Below are 25,662 nucleotides of genomic sequence, written 5' to 3'. Positions count from 1 at the left end.
AATTTCTCTCCTCGCTTATCGGCTACTCTCCATCAAGAGTTGGCCTGATCATCCCAGTGCAATTCCTGCATGGCTTCTTTGGTCAACGCCTCGGGCAATTTTTTGCTCGGGCAGATACCCAGCTCACGAAATTGCTCAGCCTGGCGTACCAGGTTGCCGCGGCCCGAGGTAAGCTTAGCAAATGCACTGTCATAATGCTTCTGGCTGGCCTCGATAGACTTACCGATTTTATCCATGTCCTGTACAAAACCGGTGAATTTGTCGTACAACTTGCCGGCGTGAGCGGCAATTTTTTGCGCATTCTGGTTTTGGTATTCATATTGCCAGATATTGTTGATGGTGCGCAGCGCCACCAGCAAATTGGTCGGGCTGACCAGCATGATATTGTGGTTGAGCGCCAGCGACACTAGCTGGGGATCTTCTTCAATGGCCAGCAAAAAGGCCGGCTCCACCGGAATAAACAACAGCACATAATCCAGGGTTTTTAAGCCTTTCAGCTCATGATAATCCTTAGCGCCTAACCCTTTAATATGGCCCCGGACTGAGGCCACATGCTCTTTGAGTGCGCGTTCACGGCCGGCCTCATCGTCACTGTTAAAGTAGCGTTCGTAGGCAGCCAGGCTGACCTTGGAATCAATAATCACATCTTTATCATTGGGCAGGTGTACCACCACATCCGGTTGCTGCAGTTTGCCATTATCCGCGCGCAGCGATACCTGGGTGTCGAACTCGTGGCCTTCGCGCAGACCGGATTCTTTGAGGATACGTTCCAGTACCACCTCTCCCCAGTTACCCTGTTTTTTATTGTCGCCTTTCAGGGCCATGGTCAGGGCCGCTGCTTCATCGGTGATTTTTTGATTTAGTTCTTTCAGCGACAGGATTTCGGTTTTTAATGAGGCGCGTTCCTGGCCTTCGCGGGTGTACTGGTCGCTGATCTGGCGCTTAAAGCCTTCGATCTGTTCTTTAAGCGGATTAAGCAGTGCGCCCAAATTTGTCTGGCTGGATTTACTAAAAGCATCACTTTTTTCGTTGAAAATGCGATTGGCCAGGTTTTCAAACTGGGTCTGCAGGCGCTGCTCGGCACCTTCTAATGCCGCCACCTTCTCGGCATGGTGCTGCTCGGCCTGGGCATGGCTGGCCTGCTGCGCCTGATGTTCGGAGCGCAGCGTAGCCAGTGCCTGTTCGGTGTCTTTGAGCTCTTGGCGCAGCTGCCGGTGCTCGGTCTCCAGGCGCTGTAACTGTGCAGCTTGCTGGCTGAGCTCACCGCGCTCATTTTGCAGGGTGTACAGGCGTTCGTGGGCACTGTTTAACGCTTCCTGGCGCTGGGCCAGTTGCTGATTAAAATACACCTCACTTTGTTCCTGCTGCTGTTGGGCCAGGGCCAGCTCTTGTTCCAGCGCCTGGCTGGCCGCCGCATAGCGCTGCTGTTGCCAGAAATAGGTGGTCAGCGCGCCCACCATAACACCAGCAGCGCTGGCGACGCCGGCTAAAACTATCGGATCAGTTATCATTATTGTTCGCCTGTCAGATACAAAAACGGGCACCGCTTAGGGGTGCCCGTGTATCTTACCGTGACTACTGGTTATTTGGCCAGTACTCCGTCCAGCTCTTCAATTTTGGCTTTCCAAATCGCTGGGCCGGTCTGGTGCGCGTTGGCGCCGGTACTGTCCACCGCCACGGTCACTGGCATATCTTCTACTTCAAATTCGTAGATGGCTTCCATTCCCAGATCTTCAAAAGCCACCACCCGGGATTTTTTAATGGCTTTAGACACCAGGTACGCTGCGCCGCCCACAGCCATCAAATAGACGGCTTTATGCTTGGCAATAGATTCTACCGTAGCCGGGCCACGTTCGGCTTTACCAATCATGCCAATCAAACCCGTTTGTTCAAGCATCATGTCGGTGAATTTGTCCATACGCGTCGCGGTCGTCGGTCCGGCCGGCCCTACTACCTCGTCACCCACAGCATCCACCGGCCCCACGTAGTAGATAAACCGGTTGGTCAGATCTACGCCATCCGGCAGGCCTTCGCCATTTTGCAGCATGGTCTGAATACGCTTATGCGCAGCATCGCGGCCGGTCAGCATCTTACCTGACAGCAGCACAGTTTCGCCCACCTGCCAGTTTTGAATGTCTTCTTTAGTAACCTCGTCCAGGTTAACCCGGCGAGTGTTTTCACCCACTTCCCAGGTGACTTCCGGCCATTCTTCCAACTTTGGCGGACGTAATTCTGCCGGGCCGCTGCCGTCTAAGAAAAAGTGTGCATGACGGGTAGCCGCACAGTTAGGGATCATGGCCACCGGCTTGGAGGCCGCGTGGGTGGGCATGGATTTGATTTTCACATCCACCACGGTGGTCAGGCCGCCCAGCCCTTGTGCACCGATACCAAGATCGTTAACCCGTTTGAAAATATCAAGACGCAGTTTTTCGTCAGTGGTTTGCGCACCGCGCTCCATCAGCTCCTGAATGTCCACCGGATCCATCAGGCTTTCTTTGGCCAGGACCGCGGCTTTTTCGGCAGTACCGCCAATTCCTATACCCAGCATGCCCGGCGGGCACCAGCCAGCACCCATGGTAGGCAAGGTTTTGACTACCCATTCGGCAATATCGTCCGATGGATTCAGCATGACCATTTTTGATTTATTTTCCGAGCCGCCACCTTTGGCCGCAATCATCACTTCAATCTTATCGCCAGCCACCATGTCGATGTGCACCACTGCGGGGGTATTGTCTTTAGTGTTCTGCCGGGTACCGGCCGGGTCTGCCACAATTGAGGCACGCAACGGATTATCGGCATTGGTGTAGGCGCGGCGGGTGCCTTCATTGACCATTTCCTGCACTGTCATATCCGTTTTATCCCAGCTTACCGCCATGCCGACTTTTACAAAGCAGGTCACAATGCCGGTATCCTGACACAAGGGGCGCTTGCCTTCGGCTGACATCCGCGAGTTGATGAGGATCTGCGCCATGGCATCTTTGGCCGCCTGGCTTTGTTCTTTGTGATAAGCTTTTTCTACGGCTTTGACATAGTCCAGCGGGTGATAATAGGAAATAAACTGCAGCGCATCTTCGATGCTATCAATGAAATCTTGTTGACGAATAACGGTCATTAGCGTCCTCTTTTACCTAGCCTGTGGTGTCTGCTATTAAAAAATGCGTATACTAGCGCATCTGCCGCAGTGGCACCAATAAATCCACGCAGCGCGGCTCTTTGCATCTGTTAGTGTATAACAAAGTGGTTTTCATGAATGCATCCAGCGCTCTCCGCGAGCTTCTTATCAGTCCCGTTGCGGCTGATATTGCCGACAATATCTATACTCTGTTTGCCCAGGTAGAACACTCCCCCTATGCCATGCTGCTGGACAGCGCCGCCAGTCGCGCCGGCCGTTATCATATTATGGTATGGCGCCCGCGCTTTGTGGTGACAGCCAGCCATCCTGACGTCACCATAACTGATTGTTACAGCCAGCAAACCACCATCAGCCAGGCGCCGCCGCTGACCTGTGTGGATGACCTGATGAACTGCCATTTCGCCCTTGATACTGTAGCTTGCAATGCGCCACAGCTATTGGCGCAATTACCGTTTGTGGTTGGGGCGCTGGGCTTATGCGGCTATGATGCGGGGCGATTTTATGAACAACTGCCGGCCGATAATCCAGGCGAATATCAGTGTCCGGATGTGGCCATTGGCCTGTACGAACAATCGGTGATTGCCGATACCCATACCGGCCAGCTGTATCATTGCCGGTATAGTGACATGCCCTCCCTGGCTGAGCAGTTTTCCGCCAGTGTGCCGAATCCAGTGGCATTTGCCCTGACCAGCGTCTGGCAATCGAATTTAAGCCACGCCAGCTACACCCAGGCCCTGGCGCGCATTCATCAGTATATTGTGGCCGGTGATTGCTATCAGATAAATATGGCGCAGCGCTTTAGCGCCAGCTATCGGGGTTCCGAATGGCAGGCCTATGAAGCGCTGCGGGAGCAAAACAATACGCCATTTTCGGCGTTTATCCGCTTGCCGGATAGCTGTGTATTGAGTATTTCGCCGGAGCGATTTTTACAGGTGCGGGATAACCAGGTGCAAACCAAACCCATTAAGGGCACCCGGCCGCGCTTTGCTGATCCGCAGGCTGACGCCGATAGTGCCCGTGACCTGCAACATGCTGAAAAAGACCGCGCGGAAAATCTCATGATTGTGGATCTGTTGCGTAATGATTTGAGTAAACATTGTAAACCCCACAGCGTTCAGGTTCCGCAGTTATTTGCGCTGGAATCCTATAAAGCGGTGCATCATCTGGTGAGCACCGTAGAGGGTACCCTTCACGATAATGCCAGTGCCCTGGATTTGCTGGCCGGTGCGTTTCCCGGCGGCTCTATCACCGGTGCACCTAAGGTGCGGGCGATGGAAATCATTGAGGAGCTGGAACCGCACCGGCGCAATGTGTATTGCGGCAGCATTTTGTACTATGGCATCAAGCGCGATCTGGACTCGAGTATCACCATCCGGACCTTGCTGGCTGAAGATGGCCAACTGTATTGCTGGGCTGGCGGGGGCATTGTACTGGACTCGGATGCAGCGGCAGAATATCAGGAAACCCTGGACAAGGTGTCGCGCATTCTGCCTGCACTGGAATCATTGCGTGACCAAAGCTGAATTTTTATATTATTTTCATCATGCCCGCCAGGTGCACCAGGAACCGGATTATCCGCTGGCTAAGCGCGGGCGTGATGCTGCGGTGCTGATTCCACTGCTGGATTATCCGGATGCCTTGCATCTGATTTTGACCGAACGGGCGCACCATCTGCGTCATCATCCTGGTCAGATCAGTTTTCCCGGCGGCGGCTACGAAGAACAGGACCGTTCATTACAGGACACTGCCTGCCGCGAAGCTTTTGAAGAGATTGGCCTGCCCCGCGAGCATGTCGACATCATCGGCACTTTACCGGCGTACCGCACCATCAGTGGCTATCAGATCACGCCGGTAGTGGCCTTTGTGCAGCCGCATTTTACCTACCAGATTGATAGCAATGAAGTGGCCAGTGTATTTGATGTGCCCCTGGCCCATCTGATGAATAAAGCTAACCACCTGGTGCACTACAGCGAGCGTGACGGACGCCGTTTTCCTATCTATTTTATACCCTGGCGCGAACGCACCATCTGGGGCGCCACCGCGGCCATTTTGCGAAATCTTGCGCATCATTTGCACATTAATACCTGAGCATTGCCCAACGAATACACATTCATCAACATTTGTTTACATTGAGTTAGCTTTTCTTATTAGCAGATTAGCAATTCTGTATTGTAGTTAATGTTGGTAAGAGGCAAGATCACAGACAGAATGTTATTGGGGATATTGCCAGTTTATGATTAGTGTATTTGATATGTTCAGCATCGGGATTGGCCCGTCCAGCTCACATACGGTGGGCCCGATGCGTGCAGGCGCCGAATTTGTGGCTGAGCTTGAGCGAGACGGTATCCTTGAGCAGGTACACAGCATCAAGGTGGAATTGTTTGGCTCATTAGGCCAGACCGGCAAAGGTCATGGCACAGGCAAAGCGGTGATTTTAGGCTTGCTGGGCGAAGCACCCGAAGCCGTGGATGTAGATAGCATCGATAGCCGGCTTGAGCACATCCACACCAGCCAGAAAATTCAGCTGGGCGGCAAACATGAAATCAAGTTTCCCAACAAAAACGCCATCGTGTTTCATCGCCGTAAATCCCTGCCCCGGCATGCCAATGCGTTAACATTGTTTGTGTTTGATAAGCAGCAATCCTTACTGCGCGAGCAAACTTACTACAGCATCGGCGGCGGCTTTATCGTGCGCCACGAAGATTTTGATGATGTCAAAGAGCATGCAATGTCGGTGCAGGCCAAAGTGCCCTACCCATTTAAAACCGCGGAAGCCTTGCTGGAACTGTGCAAAGCCAATGGCATGCGGGTCAGTTCACTGATGCTGAAAAACGAAGCCGTGCACCGCCCGGAACACGAAGTCAAAGCCAAACTGTATGAAATTTGGCAGACCATGAAAGAGTGTGTGCAGCGCGGCATTGAAAGCGAAGGGATTTTGCCGGGCGGGCTAAAAGTTGTGCGTCGCGCACCCGGTCTGTACCGGCGTCTGCAAACCGAGCATACCTCGGATCCCATGCAGACCATGGACTGGGTCAATTTGTTTGCGCTGGCTGTAAATGAAGAAAATGCGGCCGGTGGCCGCGTGGTCACTGCCCCCACCAACGGCGCAGCAGGTATTTTGCCTGCGGTACTGCATTACTATGATAAATTTATCCGTCCGGTGGATACCGAAGTGGCGGCACGCTTTTTATTAACGGCTGGTGCTATCGGTATTTTATATAAAGAAAATGCCTCGATTTCCGGTGCTGAAGTGGGCTGCCAGGGTGAAGTGGGTGTAGCTTGCTCTATGGCCGCTGGCGCACTGACCGAAATCATGGGTGGTTCTACGCTGGCGGTAGAAAACGCGGCTGAAATTGGTATGGAGCACAATTTGGGGCTGACCTGCGACCCGGTAGGTGGCCTGGTACAGGTACCGTGCATTGAACGTAATGCCATGGGCGCCATCAAGGCTATCAATGCCTCACGCCTGGCCATGCGTGGTTCCGGCGAGCACAAGGTATCCCTGGATAAAGTGATCAAAACCATGCGCGATACCGGCAATGATATGAAAACCAAATACAAAGAAACCGCCAGGGGCGGTTTAGCGGTCAATATTATTGAGTGTTAAACACTGAGGCGGTGGCGCGGCTATTTTACCGGCAGCGTCACCCCTTTGAACATCTTTTCCACTTCATCATTGTTTTTCAGCATCATCGCTTTTTCCACCTTATCTTTGGTCAGATGCGGAGCAAAGCGCTCAATAAAATCAAACATATAGCTACGTAAAAACGAGCCTTTACGAAAGCCAATCTTGGTGGTGCTGTAATCAAACAAATGACTGGCATCGATCTTGACCAAATCGCTGTCCAGCTCTTCACTAACCGCCATAGATGCAATTACGCCAATGCCCACGCCCAGGCGCACATAGGTTTTGATCACATCAGCATCGGTGGCGGTGAACACGATTTTGGGAGTCAGGCCAGCCCGCTCAAATGCCTGATCCAGCTCGGAGCGCCCGGTAAAGCCAAATACATAAGTGACCAACGGATAGTCGGCGATATCACTGATGTCGATACTGGATTTTTTCGACAGCGGATGGTCTTTGTTAACGATCACACTGCGGTTCCAGTGATAGCACGGTAACATGACCAGGTCGTTATACAGATGCAAGGCTTCGGTGGCGATAGCAAAATCCGCTTCGCCTTTGGCCGCTAGATCAGAGATTTGCGACGGCGTGCCCTGGTGCATGTGCAATGACACTTTTGGGTATTTATGCATAAACCCTTGTATAACATCGGGCAGTGCATAGCGAGCCTGAGTGTGCGTGGTAGCAATATTCAGCTTGCCTTGATCTGGCAGCGTATGTTCCCGCGCCACGGATTTGATACTTTCCACTTTAGCCAGAATTTGTCTAGCAATTTCAATAACATCGCGCCCTGCATCGGTTACATGAGTAAGATGTTTGCCACTGCGGCCAAAGATTTGCACACCCAGCTCATCCTCGAGCATGCGCACCTGTTTGCTGATCCCAGGTTGCGATGTGTAAAGACTTTCGGCGGTGGCCGACACATTGAGATTGTTATTCACTACTTCTACAATGTATCTCAGTTGCTGTAGTTTCATTCCTGCTAACCCTTAGCTAGTGGCGCACGATATTATTGTGGTAGTGTTATAACCAAATCGTGCGCGTATTGCTATTGCCATTTGTGTTTGTAATGAAATTCTTATACCTAAATTGTAGGTATATGTTCAGTTTTGGTGAATACTAGCATATGCCTTCATGGATGTTCGACGAAAACATTATGCCAGAGCTTGCCCCTAAGTCTGCCCACAATATCGATTTTTCCTCTGTGCTGGCAGCAGCCGTACACGACATGAAAAATTCATTGTGCCTGTTGTTGCAGTCGATTGAGACCCTGTCAGCCAGTATTCCTGAAGATGATCACAGCATGAGCCACCAGGTAGCCGATGTGCACTATGAAGCCAGCCGGTTAAACACCAGCCTGGTGCAAATCTTATCTTTGTATCGTTCCCAGGTGTCCGCTCTGCCCATCACAGTGGATGAGCACTTTATTGCCGATTTGTGTGAAGATGTGTGTGATGCAGTAAAATTATCGGTGCGCCAGCGCGGCTTTGAGCTGGAGGTGCACTGCGATGAAGAGTTGTGCTGGTATTTAGACGGCGAGCTGATTTATATGCTGGTCAACGATGCTGTGGTAAATGCCCTGCGCTATGGCAAGCAGCGCATTATTTTATCGGCCTGGCGCGATGCCGACGGGCTGACTATCAGGGTTGAGGACGACGGGAGCGGCTACCCACCGTCGATGCTGGCGCAGAGCCAGTTGGACCTGGCCAGCTTTGCCGTCAGCCAGGGACGCACCGGGCTGGGGTTGTTTTTTGCCCGCCTGATTGCTACGGCGCATACCCGTGACAGCCGGACTGGTGAAATTATGCTGGCCAACGGTGGCCAGCTTGGCGGAAGTGTGTTTACCGTAAAAATACCGTAAACTTATCCAAAAAAGCATTAACGCCAAAGCCGCGGGCTGATGGCTGGACAACACGTGAACGGAAAAACATAACCATGTTCCCGATAATAATAATACTGATAGTGGTCTTATTCATTGCAGCGATTTTTATCAATGCATTTCAGCAACACCGGGCCAAAGTGCAGGCTGAGCGCCGCGCCGAGATGGCCAAGCACCGTGCCATTGTGGATGAAACCGAAAATGTGATTATGGCCTGCAGCAATATGCCTGTATCAGGCCGCCTGGAGCATATCCTGCACACCCGGGTGTACTGGGCGCTTAAAGCTATCAGTGAAGCCGGCAATACCAGTAACGATCTAAAGCAGCGGCTGACCGATGCCGAGCAACGGGTAAACAATGAAGTGCCAGACGGCAGCACCATGGCTGAATTTACCCTGCCGGATAATGATAAGATGATTATCCAGTATATCCAGGCGGTTAAAAAATTGCGCACCCTGCTGCGTTCAGAACATTCAAAGGGCAAGGTCGACACCCGTACTTTTATTGAAGAAGACAAAGCGCTGGAGCGCCTGCAATTAAAAACCAATGTGGAAACGCTGATCAAACGTGGCCGTAATGCCATGCAATCCACCATGCTGGGCTCGGCGCGTCAGTATTTTGAAAAAGCCGTAGCTGCACTGGACAACCAGACCCAGCGGGACGAATACATCACCGGGCGTATCGATATGCTCAAAACCTGGTTGGAAGAGATCCAGGACAATCTAAAATCCGTCAATGCCGAGGACCGGGCCAAGCGCAAAGAAGCCGAACGGGATGAACTGGATGAATTGTTTGCGCCCAAGAAAAAATGGTAACCCCGGGTTAGTAAACCTGCTTTTCCCCTTCTGCTAACCCTGCACCCTGCTGTGTCCAGGCTGGCCCGTAACCGGCCTGCACAGCCAAAAGTCCTTATCCTCTGACCATTTATCACGTCTTTACTGCCAATTGGGTGTTTATCGTCTGTCAGGCCAGACTCATCGGATTTTTTCCCGCTGCGGGTCAGATATTCATATGATGGGTTAACAAAACAACAAGATAAGGGGATCCATGATCACACGCACATTTGCAACAACAAGGCGCGCGCGTTTTGTACCGCGACTTACTTACTATCTGGCCATCAGCTTGCTGGCCGGGCTCACCAGCCCAGCCTGGGCAGACGCACCGCCCGCTCAAACAAACACAGAAGACACCACTGACCACCAGCATTTTCAGCCCGCAGATATTTTTGACCTGGAGTATGTCAGTGATCCGCAGGTATCACCCGATGGTGAGTGGGTGGCCTATGAGCGACGCTCTAACGATGTGATGACAGACAGCACTCGCTCCAATATCTGGCTAGCCGCCACCGACGGTTCAAGCCATCGGCCATTGCTGTCTTCCAAAAAGAATTTTTTCTCGCCTCGCTGGTCACCGGATGGTAAGCGGCTGGCTTATCTGTCCAATAAAGAGGGTAAACCGCAACTGTATATCCGCTGGATGGACACCGGGCAAACCGCGCTGGTCACCAATGTCACTGCAGCACCCGGCAACATTACGTGGTCGCCGGATGGCAAATACATCGCTTTCACCATGAGTGTGGATGTTAAAGAAACGCCCTTAGAGGTTAAGCTGCCGCCAAAACCAGAAGGCGCCAACTGGTCGCCGGAATTTAAATACATTACCAAGGCCCGCTACCAGGCAGATGGTAAAGGGGTATTAGATCCGGCCTATACCCATATTTTTGTTGTGCCCACCGATGGTGGTACCGCTCGACAGTTGACCTCGGGCAATTATCACCATGGCGGCAATTTAAGTTTTTCCGCTGACGCACAAAAGATTTATTTTTCTGCTAACCGCAGTGATGAGTGGGAATACGAGCCGGTAGAGGCGGATATTTTCACCGTGGATATGGCTGGCAATATTGAACAAATCACGGATTTTCCGGGCAATGAGTCCTCGCCAGTGGTCTCTCCAGATGGCGAGCATGTGGCCTATTCACGCCGTAATGATAAGAAGGTGATGTACCGCAACAGCTATTTGTATGTGATGAACGCTGATGGCACAGAGCACACCAACCTAACCGCCGATATCGACAATACAGTGTCAAATTTTTATTGGAAAGACGCTGACGGTCTGTATTTTCAGCAAGCCGTGCGCGGCATGATCCAGGTGAACTACACCTCCCTGTCGGGGAACAAAAAGACCATTGCCCGTGGCATCAGTGGCACTACCATAGGTCGCCCGTATATCTTCGGCACCTTCCATGCCGTGGATGATATTGTGGCCTACACCAAAGGTACCGCCCACCGACCCGCAGATCTGTTTGTCAGTCATGGTGAAGAAAAGCAGTTAACCGCGCTCAACGAAGATGTGTTCGGCCACAAGACGCTGGGCGAGGTTAAAGAGATTGTGTACAACTCGTCCATTGATGGCGAAGAAATTCAGGGCTGGTATATTTTGCCGCCTGACTATGACAGCAGTAAAAAGTACCCGCTGATTTTGGAGATCCACGGCGGGCCCAATCTGGCCTATGGCCCGGTGTTTACTGCTGAACTGCAACGCATGGCAGCCGAAGGCTACATCGTGTTTTATGACAATCACCGCGGCAGTACCGGCTATGGCGAACGATTTGCAATGTTATTACAAGGCAAATACAGCTCAAGATACGATTTTGCCGATCATATGTCTGGCGTGGATGCACTGATTGATAAAGGTCTGGTCGACCCGCAGCAGCTGTATATTACCGGCGGTTCTGCCGGCGGTATCGCCGCAGCCTATGCCATTGGTCTGACTGACCGTTTTCGGGCAGCGGTGGTGGCCAAGCCTGTTATCAACTGGTTATCCAAGGTGCTGACCGCTGATTCCGGGCTGTATCAAATTCCTTACCAGATGCCAGGCATGCCGTGGGAAGAAATGGAGCATTACTGGAAACGCTCTCCCTTGTCGCTGGTAGGTAATGTCACTACCCCCACCATGCTCATCACCGGGGTGGAAGACAAACGAACGCCCATGTCGGAGACTGAGCAGTTTTACCAGGCATTAAAACTGCAACGGGTGGACTCAATTCTGGTCAAGGTGCCTGAGTCTCCGCACGGGATTGCTGGTAAGCCTTCACGAATGATTGCTAAGGTGGAAAATATCCTGGCGTGGTTTGAGAAATACGCGCCCACGCAGGAAAGCGAACCAACTGAGCTGCCGCAGCCGCATTAACGCGCAAGCCAGCGCAAAGGAAAAGGCAAGGGCAACTGCAATGTTGCCCTTTTTTATATGCTCTAGCTGGCTAACAGGGGCAGCCTGGTTAAAGATTAAGTTTGCGCACCAGCCACCCAGTAGTGGTAGCCTGAATAATCAGGGTAAATAACACCACCCCAAAACCAATGGACTGGACGGTATACCAGTATGGCAAGGTGGTGGGCAGGGAAAGCACTAAAGCGATGGTCACCGCGCCGCGCAGGCCGCCCCAAATCATCACCGGCGGGTACTTTTTATCTATTGGCTGTGCAAACACAACCCGGGTTAACGCTGTCGAGGCATACACCGAAAGCACCCGTGCGATTGTGATGCCAGCGATGGCAAGCAGTATGGAAACCCACATCGAGGTGAACATATCCATATGAATCACCAGCCCTACCAGCAAAAATACAAACGTGTTGGCGAGAAATCCCAGTGACTCAATAACATGTTGCAATGCAGATGCGTAATCGCGGTATTGGGTACAGGCAAATTGTTTGAACACCAGTGCGCTTACCAGCACCGCCAGAATGCCGGATACGTGCAAGATGTGCTCGCCCACCAGCACACAACCGTAAGCCATTAAAATCATTAGTAATGCCAGATGCGGCGCACTGAGTACTATCACCCGGGAGATCATCGCAGCGCCCCAGCCTGCCAGTGCGCCCAGGCATATTCCGCCAAAAAACACTGTGAGAAAAGTGCCGGTGGCGGCCAGAATATCGGCGTCGACCTGTTGTTGTGCCACCGCCAGCAGTACGCTGAATAATACAATGGCGGTGGCATCATTAAATAAACTTTCTCCTTCTATTAGCACTTCCAGCGATTTGGGGGCGCCCAAGGATTTTAGCTGGGTCACCACGGCAACCGGATCGGTGGCCGAAACGACAGCGCCGGTTAATAAAGCAGCGATCAGTGGAAAGCCAGGATGATTAATGCCAACAAACAAAATGGCGCCGGTAATGACGGTAGCCAGAATAAAACCGAGGGTGGCAAGAGTGAGTACTGTGGGAAAAAACTGTTTAAATTTATTCAGGTCAAGGCTTAAGGAAGACTCTAGGATCAAAATGGGCAGCAGACCAAACATGATCAACGACTGAAAATTATGGGCTCGTATCCCGGTATCGATATCTAGTGGCTCAATAATAAGCGAAAAAAGGTAGCCAGTGATGACCAATATCAAAGAGAAGGGCAATGGCACAAAGCGGGCAATGATTAATGCACACATGCCCAAACCGGCGAACATCAGGATGATCTGAATGATTTCTACCAGCATGGTGCTGTGCTCTGCCAAGTGTGAATTGCTGAGACAAGTATAGGCAAGAAGATCCATGTCTGCGCTGTTACCGGTCATGGCGGCGAAAGCCGCGATCTCCCACCAGCCATGGCAAGCCTGAAAAAGATGGTAGTGGTAGGCTGCAGAGGTAACCCAAGGAGATCCCGGCCTTCGCCGGGATGGCGAAGGAATTAAATACCCGGGGTGCCGTTACTTTAAGTGCCGGGTAAAACTAAACAAGTCAGCATCCGGATTGGGCCGGCCAAAATACAGGTCGGTGAGGATCTTGACCGCAACCACACTATATAAAATGCCATTGCCGCCGTAACCTAACGCAAAATAGCCATTGGGGTACTCATCGGTTTCGCCGATATAAGCCAGGCCGTCTTTGGTTTCTCCAAACACGCCGGCCCACCGATGGGCAGTTTGCATAGGGATATCAGGCATCAGTTCGCCGAATTTGTGCTCCAGACGCTGGCATTTTTGGGCAAACACTGCATCGCGATGTTCAGCCGACGGCGTGTCGCTGTCTTCGCCACCAATAATGGCCCGACCTTCAGCTGTGGTGCGCAGGTACACATAGGGGCGCGACGACTCCCACACCAGACAGCGTTCATGCCAGCCGTTAAAATGCGCGAGCGGTTCAGTGATAAGCGCATAGGTGGTTTTTAAATCCACCACCTTTTGTTGCAAATAATCCTGCGCTTCATAACCATTGGCAAAAACCACTTTTTTAGCGTGTACGCAATGGCCCTTTTCGCTGGTCACTGCAACACCTGATGCAGTGTGTTCAATGGCGCTGGCGGTAGTGTGCGTAAAAATTTGTGCGCCCCCCTGGTAGGCTCGCTGCAATAACAGCTGGGCCAGCAGATAGGGATCCACCTCAGCACCATGGTGAGAATACAGGCCTAATTTAGCGTCAATGTTAAAGCGCTTGGCGATCTCATGACTGTCCCACCTCTCGATATTAAAGCCGGCAGCTTTTCTGGCTGCAAACTCCTGTTCCATGGCAGGGATATCATCATCATCCGAGGCAAAATAAAAACTGCCGCGACGGTTAAAACCACAATCTACTGGTAATGACCGGCACAATGTTTCTACCTCATCGATAGCATCACAGCACAACCAGTACGCACGCTCAGCCTGATCCCGGCCCTTGGTTTTAATCAATTCAGTTAAATGGGTGTCAATTTCATACTGCAGCATAGCGGTGGAGGCGCTGGTACTGCCACTGCCGATGTCGCGGCGCTCCAGCACCACCACATCGACGCCTTCTTTAACAAACTGATCCGCGAGCAGCGCGCCGGTGATCCCTGCACCAATAATAACAACATCACAGTCTGTATCTGATGTCAGCTGAGGATAAGCATGCAGCCGGCCAGACTGTAAAGGCCAATAACACTGACCTGAGTGTAAATCCATACATTGTCTCGATAAAAATGCCGCAGCTTCTTGTGCGGACCTGGTTTTTCCTGCATTCAATACAGTCCGTCTGAGACAAGTGTTCACACTCACTAAAACTTTATTTTTGTATGCCCTACCCCTTGATTCTTAGGGCTTGTTTTTTGTCTGATTTGACGCGCTACACCTGGCAGTTTACTGACTGCCCGGCCAATAATTGTCGATGGCTTTTTGGGCCACGATACCCAGTACGTCCTGGTTAAGGCCACTGGCTGTGCCCAGCATAGAGTTGGCCAGCCTGCGATCGGTCATCGCAGTGATAACCAGGTCAACCGCATCGTCCAGACTGTCTCCGCCTTCGCAGTAGCGGACATAATGGTCAGTATCTACAATGTGCGCATACTGCTTAGAGAACCATCGGGTAAACACCATGGTCGATAATTCTTTATAGCGGGGTTGATGACCGCCAAGGGTAACTAAAAACATGTTACTGCTGGTGCAATCATACTGCTCTTTGACCTGGTTCAAGGTTCGCACCAGCATATTCATTTCATCTCTGGCGGCCAGCATCAGCAATTCGGCATACACGGGCTCTAATGCCTGCTGGTACCACTGGATTGTGGTATGCGGTAGCGCTTTTTCATTCCCTACCTGTTTTAGCAATTGCTCAGTCAGCGAAACCACCTGGGCAGCGACTGCCGAAACATGGTCTGTCTTGATCTGTTCACACCAGCGGCTTACACGCTCAACTGAGCTCGCGCCAGGCGCATTGAGCAGAGTATAGAACGCTGCCAGTGTGGTATGCGCAAGAGCTTTAAGCTCATGATAATAATCGCCATTGATACGAAATTCGCGTGTGTCGTCGCCTTTTCTCGCCAGCAAACGATTATCCATGCGGCAAACGATCACCACTTCGCCCTGCGCAACCTGCTTTTTAACTTTTTCTTTTTGCTCGTTATAAAGCTTGTGAAAAGCTGCATTAATTTCACCTAAAGGTGAGCCAGAAGGCTCTTCCCTGGAGTCGGCCATAACCGTTTTCATAGTTGCTCCCCGATTCGAGCTCTGCCCGGTCTGTATGACAAAGTATTGCGACAGTTGTATCAGACTTATCTATACAGCCTGAGCTAATAAGAAGATGATGTTTGTAAGTCAAATTGTCAGCAAACAGCGTATCCACTTCTTTGTTTTGAACAAAGGCACCTATGTTTATTACAGATGCTACAGCTGACACCCTGCTCCGAGGCCTGCTATTAACCGCAGTCGCCATGATCTGGGTGGTAATACTGGTACGCGTCAACGGCTTGCGGTCATTTTCCAAGATGACCAGCTTTGACTTTGTCATGACCGTTGCCATTGGTTCATTGTTGGCCAATGCCAGTCAGGCCAGTGACTGGCACAGTTTTTTACAGGCGGTTGTGGCCATGGCGGCGCTGTTTTTAGTGCAATACACCACTGCCCGCGTACGCAAATCTTCGGATAAGCTTGAAGCTGTGATGCAAAACGCCCCGGTGCTCCTGATGCGTGATGGTGTGATGTTGCACGATGCGCTATCCCGAACCCGAGTGGCCGAAAGCGATGTGATTGCCAAACTACGCGAAGCCAATGTGCTCGAGTTGTCTCAGGTGCGCGCGGTTATCCTGGAAACCACCGGCGATATTTCTGTGCTGCATGGGGATAACTGTGAAAGCAAATTACTGGCGGGGGTGAAAATGCCGGATTAGTCGTTGCCCTGCTCTTCCAGGCATTGCGCCCACAGCGCCTGCGCGGCCACCGACATGCTGTTGCGGCTGGCCCTTATCATGCCCACCTGCCGCACCAGTGGCTGGTCGGCCAGAGGCAGGCAAACCAGGCCGTTGCGCTGCATTTGCGCCTGGCACAACTGTGGCACCACCGACACCCCCAGCCCTTTGGCGATTAACTGGCCCACCGAACCGAGCTGACCGGCTTCTGCCACAATCACCGGTGCCTGGTGCGCGCTGGCCAGTTCATCGGTCCAGCGACGGATTGAAGAGCCACGATTCATGGCCACAAACGGGCTTTGCAATAACTGGCGGGTGCTGACTGTTTTTGCACTGGCCAGAGGATGAGTCGGATAAAGCACAGCAATAAAGGCATCGCTAAATAAGGGGGTAAACACCAGGCCGTCGGTATTGTGCGGCTCAAAGGTAAAGCCCATTTCGGCCTGGCCGGCCAGCACGCTATTGATGGTGGCTTCCATCACCACATCGAGAATACGCAGCCGGATATTGGGGTATTGATGATGAAAGCGGGTCAGTAACGCTGGCAGACGGGCTTCGGCAAACGATGGCATTGCTGCTACGGTCAGCTTGCCCTGGCGCACCGCAAACAGATTCTGCATTTCTTCGAAGGTTTCATCCCACTCATCCACCAGCCGCCGGGCACTGGGCAGCAAGGTCTGGCCTTCCGGGGTCAGTTGCACGCGCCGGGTGCTGCGGCTGAACAGCTTGCCGCCCAACTGCTCTTCCATTTTTTTGATAGCACTGGACAGCGCGGGCTGGGTCAGGTGGAGCTTCTCTGCCGCCTCAGCAAAAGTAGCCGATTCGGCGACCCGCAAAAATGCCAGCATGTTGCGATAAGAGATGGCCATAATTGATAAATTTATCTTATTAATATTGATATAAAATTAATTTTACAAAATTTTATCAAGCACTGATACTCTTAACTCACCTTTAAAAACAATGCATAAGGAGCGTCACATGTCAGGTTTCGATAAAGTCGTCACCAGTTATGAAGCGGCGATGGAAGGCCTTACCGACGGTATGACGATCATCGCCGGCGGCTTTGGGCTGTGCGGGATCCCGGAAGGCCTGATTGGCCAGATAAAAAAAATGGGCACCAAAGATCTTACAGTGGTTTCTAACAACTGCGGTGTGGATGGTTTTGGCCTGGGCGTGCTGCTGGAAGACCGCCAAATCAAAAAAATGGTGTCTTCTTATGTGGGCGAAAATGCCTTGTTTGAAAAGCAACTGCTGGCCGGCGATCTGGAAGTGGAACTGACGCCGCAAGGCACTCTGGCAGAGAAGATGCGTGCTGGTGGCGCAGGTATTCCGGCGTTTTTCACCGCCACCGGTTATGGTACGCCCGTGGGTGAAGGCAAAGAAGTGAAAGAATTTAACGGCCGCCCATATATTCTGGAGCCGTCCATTACCGGCGATTTTGCCATCGTCAAAGCCTGGAAAGCTGACCGCTTTGGCAATTGTGTGTACCGGCATACCGCTCGCAATTTTAATCCGATGGCAGCTACTGCCGGCAAAATTACTGTGGTAGAAGTCGAAGAAATTGTTGAGCCTGGTGAACTGGATCCGGCCCACACCCATACGCCGGGCATTTATGTTGACCGGGTGATTCAGGGCACATTTGAAAAACGCATCGAGCGTAAAGTACTGGCAAAGGAGGAGCGCTAACATGGCTTTAACCCGTGAACAAATAGCAATGCGTGTAGCGCAGGAATTTAAAGACGGTAGCTACATTAACCTGGGTATTGGTATTCCGACGCTGGCGGCAAACTATGTGCCGGACGGGGTACAGGTCATGCTGCAATCAGAAAACGGCTTATTGGGAATGGGTCGCTACCCTACTGAGGCTGAAGTGGATGCTGACATGATCAATGCCGGTAAAGAAACGGTCACTGCCATCAAGGGCGCTTCTATCTTCGATTCTGCTGAAAGTTTTGCCATGATCCGTGGCGGCCACGTGGATTTTACCGTGCTAGGCGCGTTTGAAGTGGATGTGCATGGCAACATCGCCAGCTGGATGATTCCGGGCAAGTTGGTCAAAGGCATGGGCGGTGCGATGGATTTGGTGGCCGGCGCCAAGAATATCATCGTCACCATGACCCACGCTGACAAGCACGGCAATTCCAAATTGCTACCAGAATGTACGCTGCCGCTGACCGGGGTTAATTGCATTACCCGAATTATCACCGATTTGGCAGTGCTGGAAGTCAAAGACGGCGCTTTTCATTTGCAGGAACGGGCACCGGGTGTGTCAGTGGATGATATTCGCGAAAAAACCGCAGGGAAACTGGTGGCCGAGGGCGACATTCCCGAAATGCAGGTACAGTAGCTACCGTATGCGGCCGGCAGCAGCGCCCGGCCGCGCTTTTGCTCCTTTAATTTCACCCCGCCTTCAGGGATAATGTGCCCATTATTTATTAAAAGGCATGCACTCTTGCACATCAGCGATCTTCCTGTTCATCACAAAATCATTACCAAGCTGCAGGCAAAAAGCTTTGAGACTCTGACCGAGATCCAGCAACAAACCATAGCGCCGGCTATCAGCGGCAAAGACATCATTGCGTCCTCGCAAACGGGTTCAGGCAAAACTCTGGCATTTTTGATCCCGCTGGTGCACCGCTTACTCAGCCAAAAAGCGCTGAGTAAAAAGGATCCGCGGGCACTGATTTTGGCGCCAACCCGGGAGCTGGCTAAGCAGGTGTACGTGGAAGCTAAAAGCCTGACCAGCCAGTTGAACATCGGCTGTGCTCTGGTGGTAGGTGGTGAAAATTATAATACTCAGTGCAATGTACTGCGTAAAAACCCGGCCATTGTGGTGGGCACTGCCGGACGAGTGGCTGATCATCTGCTGGATAAAAGCTTTTTCTTAAATGGCCTGGAGCTGTTGGTGTTTGATGAGGCTGATCGTATGCTGGATTTAGGTTTTGCTGCGCAGCTAAATATCATCAATCAGTATGCCGATCACCGTAAACGGCAGACCATGTTATTTTCGGCCACGCTGGATAACCTGGAGCTAGCGCATCTGAGCCGCTCGTTATTACGCGCACCTGTGCGTATCGCGGTGGGCCAGGCCAGTGCCGCGCACCAGGATATCGAACAGCATATCGTGCTGGCCGATCATGTGGAGCACAAAGATGCTCTGCTGGCGCAGATACTGGATGAACAAGACTACAATCAGGCTATCGTGTTCACTGCTACCCGCGAAGACACTGACCGGCTGTGTGCTCTGCTTAATGCCCATCATCGTGAGGCGATTGCTTTGCGTGGTGATTTACCGCAAAACCAACGCGCCCAGATCATGAGTGAATTTAGCCGTGGCCAGCATTCGATTCTGGTCACCACCGATGTGGCTTCCCGTGGCCTGGATTTGCGTAAGGTTGGCCTGGTATTTAACTATGATTTGCCCAAGCAAGCCGATGAATATATTCACCGAATTGGCCGTACCGGCCGTGCCGGTCATAAAGGCACCGCCATTTCATTGGTCGGGCCACGAGACTGGCGTAGCTTTGAGGCAATCCGGGATCAGGTCGACTATGCGCTGGAAGCCACCAGTCACGAAATCCTGCCGGCTAAGTTTACCGGCAAAAAGCCCAAACGTACTTCGGCGCCGCAGACGGATTCCGAGTCTTCAGCCAAACAGGCTCAGCGCCCGGCGACAAAACGTCAGCCGGTCCGTAAGCGCCGGGTGGATACCACGGCTGGGGAAGATGTGGGCAATCTGCCGATAAAGCGTAAAAAGCAGGTGGACCCATCCCTTGATCAGGATGACGAAGACGAAAATTGATCACTGGCGCTCAGTTTTCGTCTGGGCGCCAGACATTCACCTAAAAAAAACTGCACCCACAAAAAAAGCCTGCAATTGCAGGCTTTTTGATATCTAGACAGACTAGCTTAATATTCCCACCAGCCTTCCTGCCACCAGGAAAGAAACTCGTCAAAATCAATGTAGCCGTCATCATTGCTGTCGATTAGCTTAAAGCCTTCTTCAACATGACTGGCTTTGGTTTTGGGCGACAACACTGTCAAAAGTTCGATAAATTCCGGCAGGTCAATCTGACCATTACCATCGCGGTCGAAAAAACTAAAATCGCTCTTTATTTCAGCAATTTTTTCTTCTGAAAGTTGGGCGTTCACTGATTATCCCTATTACTCACGGCTAAATACAATAAATTCAGTGTAACGCCCTCAATGCTGGCTGTCTATGCTTCTTTTTGCTTTGCCTGCAGGGCGCGTTCACGCTGTTCCTGCGCTTTTTGCAGACGGCGCTTTTCCATGGCTTCGCGGGCCTCGGTGCCCACATGCTCTTCATTACGTTGCTTGGCTAGCTGCACCTGTTTTTCACGCTCACGAAACCGCGCCAGTTGCTCTTCAGAGTGGGTACCATAGCAATGCGGGCAGCTAACTCCAGCTTCATACTGAGCCGACTGTTTGTCTGCTTCGGTAATTGGCAGGCGGCAGGCATAGCACGCTTCATACTGGCTTTTTTCCAGCTGATGATTCACCGCCACCCGGTTATCAAACACAAAGCAATCACCTTCCCACAGCGACTGTTCCTGCGGCACATCTTCCAGATACTGCAGAATACCGCCTTCTAAATGGTAGACCTCTTCAAAGCCCTGTTCTTTCATATAGGCGGTGGATTTTTCACAGCGAATGCCACCGGTACAAAACATGGCCACTTTTTTATGCTTAGACGGGTCCATATTCTGTTTTACATAATCAGGAAACTCGCGGAAGGTTTTGGTTTTAGGGTCCACCGCGTGCTTAAAGGTGCCGATATCAATCTCATAATCGTTACGGGTATCGACCACAAATACCTCAGGATCGCTGATTAGTGCATTCCAGTCCTTAGGCTTCACATAGCTACCCACTGTCTTGCGTGGGTCGATCCCTTCCACACCCATGGTGACAATTTCTTTTTTAAGCTTGACCTTGGTGCGGTAGAACGGCTGTTCTTCATGCAGCGATTCTTTTACTGAGATCGGATTAATACGGGCATCCTGATTCAGCCAGGCCAGTAAGCCATCGATGGCATCACGGGTGCCTGACACAGTACCGTTGATCCCTTCAACTGCCAGCAGCAGGGTGCCTTTGATACCCAGCTCTTCCATTTTGGCCTGAAGCGGCGCACGTAATTGTTTAAAATCTTCCAGCGCAACAAATTTGTACATTGCGCAGACAACATATTGAGACATAGATTGAATAACCTTTGCGAGTTGGAACGTAAAACCAGTGCAAATTGCGGCGGCGAATATAGCAAAAAATGCCGCTGATGGCCAGGCCAGCCTAGGCCAGCAAGGCGCTCGAGCTTTTTACAATGTCATCCAACAGGCTCGGATCGGTAGGTACCGCTGCTGTGGCCAGCGTGTGTTGCAGGCGGCGCTGGGTGGCATAACTGCAGTTCGCCACAACCTCAGGGGTTAAGTGACCAGGGTTATCATGGCTGTGTAGCGGGTCGGGATGCATGGCCCGCCACAGCATCAGACTGGCTGTGTCACCACTGGCCACTAGCTGGCTGTAGCGATTAACCGCGTCGATACCGGCGCTTGCTGTGTGCGGCGCGCGCCGGTAATAGTTGGCCGGTAAGCTGGCCGGTTGCTGGGGTGCCGGATCGGGCGCAAACCGTGCGGCCTCACCACCGGGTTGCAGGTGCATGGCCAGAAACAAGGCAAATTGTGACGGATCCCCGGTAGCCCGGTTCAATTGACCGTGCCAATCCAGATTGCCTTTAAATACCGATTCGGGCGATACTGCCTGTGTCACAAATTTCTCCTGCTGCTCTGGGGTTATATCGGTTTTGCCGCTAAAATCTTTAATACAGACTGTCGGCTTTCGGTACTGATCCGCTTACCAACGGCATTCTGAGAACAAAAAGGACTGTTTTGTTGTACGAGCTTATGTATGAATTATGCTGATAAACGGGTGTTGATTGTGGAAGACCAGCGCCCGTTTTTATTGTTGCTACGCGGGTTAATGAATTCCATGGGTGCCACCGAAGTGGTGACCAAGTCATCAGCCGAAAAAGCCCTGGCGGTGTGCCGCAAGCAAGCCTTTGATGTGGTCATTGCCGATTTGCATTTGGGCGCTGATCAAAAAAATGGCTTTGAGTTTGTTGAAGAACTGCGTACCCGCCAGCTCATCCCGCCCAGTGCGGTGGTGGTCATTATCAGCGCCGACAGTGCCCGGCCTGTGGTATTAGGCTCCATTGAGCGGCGCCCGGATGATTATCTGATCAAACCCTTTTCCCAGGCGCAGCTTAAAAGCCGGCTCAACCGGGCATGGAAAAAGCGTCAGGCGTTGCTACCGGTGTTTCGTGCAATTGATGAAGGCGATCGCCCTACTGCGATAGCTGCCTGCCAGGCGTTGCTGGCCGAATCGGGCAGCTACACACACACTGTGGAATTGTTACTGACCGAACTGTATTGGCAAACTCAACAATATGAACAAGCTCGGGATGTGCTGGCCCCTTACCAAGGGCAGGCCCAGTCGCAATGGATGCAGATTGCCTTAGCCCGCACTTATTTGTACCTACAAGAGCCAGACCAGGCTCTGCAATTATGTGATAACGTGCTGGAGCAAAATCGCTTTAGTGCCGATGCCTACGACATTATTGCCGGGGCCCGCATGGCCAAAGACGATGGGGCTGCTGCCATCGAGGCGATCAACCAGGCCATCAAGTTGTCGCCCTATTCCCTGCCCCGTCACCTTACTGCCTGTGATATTGCGCGCCAGCACCGTGATTTCGAACTGGCCAGTACAGCCAGCGGGGCCATCTGGCAGTTGTCCAAGCGCAGTGTGCATCAACATATTGGTTACTGGTGCGGCTATATTCGCAGTATGCTGGATGTGGCTGAATTTGCCGAGGACAAACGGATCCGAAATCGCTATCAGCAGGATGCCATACTTCATTTGCAGCGCGGTCGTAACGATGAAGTGGTCCAGCGCTTAAAAGACGATGTCGACCTGACTATTTTTGAACAGATGATGATGGCCCGGGTAGCCACCATAGATGGTAAACTGCAGGATGCACGTCAGGCCCTGTATGACTCTCAGGATGATATCGCCAGCCGCTATGACCAGTGCCCGCCGGTGTATGTGCCCGATCTGGTAAAAGTCATGCTAGATTTGGGTGAATACGATGAAGCCCAGCCGTTGCTGGCGCAGGCCAAAGACAGCCACAGTCAGTTGGACGCGCCCGGCCTGGCCGCCATTGAACATAGTGCGCAGCAAGCCAGCGCCAGACATGCCTTGTATTTGAAGCACAACCGCCAGGGCATAGCGCTTTATCAGCAAAACAAATATGAAGATGCCCGAGTGGAATTTAGTCTGGCCCAGGAGCATGCTCCGGTAAATACCGGCGTAGCACTTAATCTGATCCAGTGTATTTTGAAGCTGCATCAGCAACAAGGGGCCTGTTCTGCCGAACTGATTGCCGAATGCCGCCGGCTGAACAAATGGCTGCGGGATACGCCCTTACGGGCCCATCATCAGGAAAAGTTCGACGATTTAAAAGACGAGTTGGCCGCGCTGTTGAATTAAACTGCTTTTTTGCGCCCTGCATGCTGCAAAGAACGTAAAGCCGCCGGCATTTGGATATTGACGCTTTTTTCCAGCGTTACTTCCGGGTTGATTTGCTGGACTGCCTGCACTACTTCACGCAGGCTACAGCCATAGTGGGTCGATAATTCATAAAACTTACCATCCAGAGTCACCAGGCCCTTATGCAATAACCCCGGCCCTTTAGGTGACATATTGCGGCGATATTCAAAACAACGGATATGCTTTACCGGCACACAAAAGCTGCGCTGCGGATCGTCCGGGTAAAATAACGAAAAATTTTGTTGGGTCAGACAGATTTCAAATTTTGCCGGATGTAATTTGAGCCAGACAATCAGTGCGATGAAAAGCGCAGCGATGGCAGCAAGAATGGATGAGGAGATAATCACAAAACCACTGGAGACTGGCAGCTCAGCCAAATACCACAAGACAATCAGGCCGCCAATGTAGGTTAGACAGCACAAAGCAATGTTGCGCAGAATCTCGGCCTGGTGCTGTCGGTTGCGGGAAAAATGATAAATAATTTGTTCACTCATGGTGCTACATCTGTACGCTGCCTGTACTTTGAGTATAGTGCGAGATCTGTCTAAGCGTACAAATTTTGCACCATCAAGCTGTGGAGGTGTGCTCCGGCGTCAGGTCGGCTCGAAAGGTAAAGCGGGTCTCATGCTCGTCAGAGCCCACTGTCAGTACCCCCTGGTGGGCTTTGGCAATTTCCGCTGCAATAAATAACCCCAGTCCTAACCCTTTGGCATTACGCTGACCGGCTTCGCGCCAGAATGGCTCAAAGATATGACGCATTACTGAATCTGGGATGGGTGTGCCGCCGTTAGCAACTTCAAGATGCAAACTATCTTGTTCCAGCCAGGCGCTGACCTGCACCGGTTGAGCCGGATCGCCATGCACCAGTGCGTTGACCAGTAAATTCGACAACAGCTGACAGATGCGCGCTGGGTCACAAAAAAAGCGACCGCTGATGGTGATATCGGTTTCTACACTGTGGTCAGGATATAAACTGGCCAGCTCCGATACCGTATGTTTCAGGTAATAGGCAAGCTTGTCGGTGGTGGTACAGGTCAGCGGGATCCCACTGCCCATTTTACCGTGGGTAAAATCCATCACATCACTGATCAAACGTGAGATGCGCCGGGAGCTGGACTCCATCTTGGACAGCACTGCTGCAGCCTGGCCTTCACTGTGTTCTTTTAACAGCTCGATCCCCATTGAAATAGAAGAAAGCGGGGTGCGCAAATCGTGGCCGAGCACCGCAATGTATTGCTCGCGTAACTTAGCGGTTTGTTGCTCATCCAATAAGGCTGTCTCCATCGAAGCCAGACGCTTGCCACTGTCAATCTGGCACGAAATCAGCCCGGCAAAAGAGCTGATCATGCTTTTGAGTTTATCGGTTTTGATTTTATTAGGCAGGGGGTCCAGGCCACACAGTGTGCCAAAAAATTCACCTTCGCTGGAATAGATCGGATACGAAAAATAACTTTCGATACCAAACATTTTTGGCACCGGGTGATCGTGATACACTGGATCGGTGGCGGTCTCATCGATAAAGATCGGCTTAGAAGAGCGCCGCACCTGATCACACATCGTGGTAGTGATGTCCAGCTCGTCACCCGGCTGTAAATTAAACTCGATGTTATCGAGCACAGCACAGGTGGTCCAGGTGGTGTCAGTGACTCTAGCCACACAGACAAAGCGTAAGTTGGTCGCATCTGCGATCATCTGCATTATATGTGGCACAGCGTCTATGGACTGTATCGCCTGCACATCCTGCTGGTGAGCTTGGTTCATACCTGCTGCCTGAACTACGAT

Annotated in this window: 23 protein-coding genes; 11 read left to right on the top strand and 12 right to left on the bottom strand. The window is 51.8% G+C overall.

What is annotated here, in order from left to right:
• Positions 1 to 32: 32 nt before the first annotated feature.
• Positions 33 to 1,511 carry a DNA recombination protein RmuC gene (rmuC, locus tag ACTUJZ_RS02860; protein ID WP_463634750.1) on the bottom strand — a complete coding sequence of 493 codons (1,479 nt, stop codon included), beginning with the start codon at positions 1,509 to 1,511 and terminating at the stop codon, positions 33 to 35.
• A 71-nt stretch (positions 1,512 to 1,582) separates the two neighbouring features.
• Positions 1,583 to 3,112: a fumarate hydratase gene (locus tag ACTUJZ_RS02855; RefSeq protein WP_463634749.1), complete on the bottom strand. Its 1,530-nt coding sequence runs from the start codon at positions 3,110 to 3,112 to the stop codon at positions 1,583 to 1,585.
• Between the two features lie 134 nt (positions 3,113 to 3,246).
• Here ACTUJZ_RS02855 and pabB point away from each other — a divergent pair, with 134 nt between their 5' ends.
• The 3 genes from pabB (at position 3,247) to ACTUJZ_RS02840 (ending at position 6,740) form a co-directional block, all read left to right on the top strand.
• Positions 3,247 to 4,656: an aminodeoxychorismate synthase component I gene (pabB, locus tag ACTUJZ_RS02850; protein WP_463634748.1), complete on the top strand. Its 1,410-nt coding sequence runs from the start codon at positions 3,247 to 3,249 to the stop codon at positions 4,654 to 4,656.
• Positions 4,643 to 5,221, top strand: coding sequence for a CoA pyrophosphatase (locus ACTUJZ_RS02845; protein WP_463634747.1), 579 nt, complete (start codon positions 4,643 to 4,645; stop codon positions 5,219 to 5,221). Before pabB ends, ACTUJZ_RS02845 begins: the two co-directional genes overlap by 14 nt.
• Positions 5,222 to 5,366: 145 nt before the next feature.
• Positions 5,367 to 6,740 (top strand): L-serine ammonia-lyase, encoded by a 1,374-nt coding sequence (locus ACTUJZ_RS02840; protein ID WP_463634746.1) that lies wholly within the window; start codon positions 5,367 to 5,369, stop codon positions 6,738 to 6,740.
• A gap of 20 nt (positions 6,741 to 6,760) precedes the next feature.
• Here ACTUJZ_RS02840 and cysB read toward each other — a convergent pair whose 3' ends face one another.
• On the bottom strand, positions 6,761 to 7,735 hold the full coding sequence (cysB, locus tag ACTUJZ_RS02835) for an HTH-type transcriptional regulator CysB (RefSeq protein ID WP_463634745.1): 975 nt from the start codon (positions 7,733 to 7,735) through the stop codon (positions 6,761 to 6,763).
• A 179-nt stretch (positions 7,736 to 7,914) separates the two neighbouring features.
• Between cysB and ACTUJZ_RS02830 the strand changes: the two genes are divergently transcribed.
• The 3 genes from ACTUJZ_RS02830 (at position 7,915) to ACTUJZ_RS02820 (ending at position 11,826) form a co-directional block, all read left to right on the top strand.
• Positions 7,915 to 8,619 (top strand): sensor histidine kinase, encoded by a 705-nt coding sequence (locus ACTUJZ_RS02830; protein ID WP_463634744.1) that lies wholly within the window; start codon positions 7,915 to 7,917, stop codon positions 8,617 to 8,619.
• A gap of 74 nt (positions 8,620 to 8,693) precedes the next feature.
• The gene (locus ACTUJZ_RS02825; protein WP_463634743.1) at positions 8,694 to 9,452 is read left to right on the top strand and encodes a hypothetical protein; all 759 of its coding nucleotides are present in this window, start codon (positions 8,694 to 8,696) and stop codon (positions 9,450 to 9,452) included.
• Between the two features lie 232 nt (positions 9,453 to 9,684).
• Positions 9,685 to 11,826: a prolyl oligopeptidase family serine peptidase gene (locus tag ACTUJZ_RS02820; RefSeq protein ID WP_463634742.1), complete on the top strand. Its 2,142-nt coding sequence runs from the start codon at positions 9,685 to 9,687 to the stop codon at positions 11,824 to 11,826.
• An 88-nt stretch (positions 11,827 to 11,914) separates the two neighbouring features.
• Here ACTUJZ_RS02820 and ACTUJZ_RS02815 read toward each other — a convergent pair whose 3' ends face one another.
• The 3 genes from ACTUJZ_RS02815 to ACTUJZ_RS02805 form a co-directional block, all read right to left on the bottom strand.
• Positions 11,915 to 13,141, bottom strand: a complete 1,227-nt coding sequence (locus tag ACTUJZ_RS02815; RefSeq protein WP_463634741.1) for a cation:proton antiporter — start codon at positions 13,139 to 13,141, stop codon at positions 11,915 to 11,917.
• Between the two features lie 192 nt (positions 13,142 to 13,333).
• Positions 13,334 to 14,545 carry an NAD(P)/FAD-dependent oxidoreductase gene (locus tag ACTUJZ_RS02810; protein ID WP_463634740.1) on the bottom strand — a complete coding sequence of 404 codons (1,212 nt, stop codon included), beginning with the start codon at positions 14,543 to 14,545 and terminating at the stop codon, positions 13,334 to 13,336.
• 174 nt (positions 14,546 to 14,719) lie between these two features.
• On the bottom strand, positions 14,720 to 15,565 hold the full coding sequence (locus tag ACTUJZ_RS02805; RefSeq protein WP_463634739.1) for a hypothetical protein: 846 nt from the start codon (positions 15,563 to 15,565) through the stop codon (positions 14,720 to 14,722).
• Positions 15,566 to 15,726: 161 nt separating this feature from the next.
• Between ACTUJZ_RS02805 and ACTUJZ_RS02800 the strand changes: the two genes are divergently transcribed.
• Positions 15,727 to 16,245: a DUF421 domain-containing protein gene (locus ACTUJZ_RS02800; RefSeq protein ID WP_463634738.1), complete on the top strand. Its 519-nt coding sequence runs from the start codon at positions 15,727 to 15,729 to the stop codon at positions 16,243 to 16,245.
• Here ACTUJZ_RS02800 and ACTUJZ_RS02795 read toward each other — a convergent pair.
• On the bottom strand, positions 16,242 to 17,132 hold the full coding sequence (locus tag ACTUJZ_RS02795) for a LysR family transcriptional regulator (RefSeq protein ID WP_463634737.1): 891 nt from the start codon (positions 17,130 to 17,132) through the stop codon (positions 16,242 to 16,244). The genes ACTUJZ_RS02800 and ACTUJZ_RS02795 overlap by 4 nt on opposite strands.
• A gap of 109 nt (positions 17,133 to 17,241) precedes the next feature.
• Between ACTUJZ_RS02795 and ACTUJZ_RS02790 the strand changes: the two genes are divergently transcribed.
• From ACTUJZ_RS02790 to ACTUJZ_RS02780, 3 genes are all read left to right on the top strand, one after another.
• The gene (locus ACTUJZ_RS02790) at positions 17,242 to 17,949 is read left to right on the top strand and encodes a CoA transferase subunit A (protein ID WP_463634736.1); all 708 of its coding nucleotides are present in this window, start codon (positions 17,242 to 17,244) and stop codon (positions 17,947 to 17,949) included.
• A 1-nt stretch (position 17,950) separates the two neighbouring features.
• Positions 17,951 to 18,610: a CoA transferase subunit B gene (locus ACTUJZ_RS02785; RefSeq protein ID WP_463634735.1), complete on the top strand. Its 660-nt coding sequence runs from the start codon at positions 17,951 to 17,953 to the stop codon at positions 18,608 to 18,610.
• Between the two features lie 105 nt (positions 18,611 to 18,715).
• Positions 18,716 to 20,065: a DEAD/DEAH box helicase gene (locus ACTUJZ_RS02780; protein WP_463634734.1), complete on the top strand. Its 1,350-nt coding sequence runs from the start codon at positions 18,716 to 18,718 to the stop codon at positions 20,063 to 20,065.
• A gap of 107 nt (positions 20,066 to 20,172) precedes the next feature.
• Here the strand turns inward: ACTUJZ_RS02780 and ACTUJZ_RS02775 are convergent, their stop codons facing one another.
• The 3 genes from ACTUJZ_RS02775 to ACTUJZ_RS02765 all read right to left on the bottom strand — a co-directional run bounded on the left by ACTUJZ_RS02775 (position 20,173) and on the right by ACTUJZ_RS02765 (position 22,044).
• Complete coding sequence (locus tag ACTUJZ_RS02775; RefSeq protein ID WP_463634733.1) at positions 20,173 to 20,415, bottom strand: EF-hand domain-containing protein; 243 nt, start codon at positions 20,413 to 20,415, stop codon at positions 20,173 to 20,175.
• Positions 20,416 to 20,480: 65 nt separating this feature from the next.
• On the bottom strand, positions 20,481 to 21,476 hold the full coding sequence (gene trhO / locus ACTUJZ_RS02770; protein WP_463634732.1) for an oxygen-dependent tRNA uridine(34) hydroxylase TrhO: 996 nt from the start codon (positions 21,474 to 21,476) through the stop codon (positions 20,481 to 20,483).
• Between the two features lie 91 nt (positions 21,477 to 21,567).
• A complete protein-coding gene (locus tag ACTUJZ_RS02765) occupies positions 21,568 to 22,044 on the bottom strand; it encodes a VC2046/SO_2500 family protein (RefSeq protein ID WP_463634731.1) in 477 nt (158 codons plus the stop codon).
• 138 nt (positions 22,045 to 22,182) lie between these two features.
• Here ACTUJZ_RS02765 and ACTUJZ_RS02760 point away from each other — a divergent pair, with 138 nt between their 5' ends.
• A complete protein-coding gene (locus ACTUJZ_RS02760) occupies positions 22,183 to 23,820 on the top strand; it encodes a response regulator (RefSeq protein WP_463634730.1) in 1,638 nt (545 codons plus the stop codon).
• On the opposite strand, the gene ACTUJZ_RS02755 is transcribed toward ACTUJZ_RS02760, so the two are convergent.
• Positions 23,817 to 24,374, bottom strand: coding sequence for a hypothetical protein (locus tag ACTUJZ_RS02755; protein ID WP_463634729.1), 558 nt, complete (start codon positions 24,372 to 24,374; stop codon positions 23,817 to 23,819). The genes ACTUJZ_RS02760 and ACTUJZ_RS02755 overlap by 4 nt on opposite strands.
• 73 nt (positions 24,375 to 24,447) lie before the next feature.
• Positions 24,448 to 25,641: a GAF domain-containing sensor histidine kinase gene (locus ACTUJZ_RS02750; protein ID WP_463634728.1), complete on the bottom strand. Its 1,194-nt coding sequence runs from the start codon at positions 25,639 to 25,641 to the stop codon at positions 24,448 to 24,450.
• Between the last annotated feature and the right edge of the window lie 21 nt (positions 25,642 to 25,662).

This window comes from Alteromonas sp. WD8-37 (genome assembly GCF_055326825.1).
The sequence above is the reverse complement of the archived record's forward strand: the minus strand, read 5'-3'. Positions and strand labels throughout refer to the sequence as shown.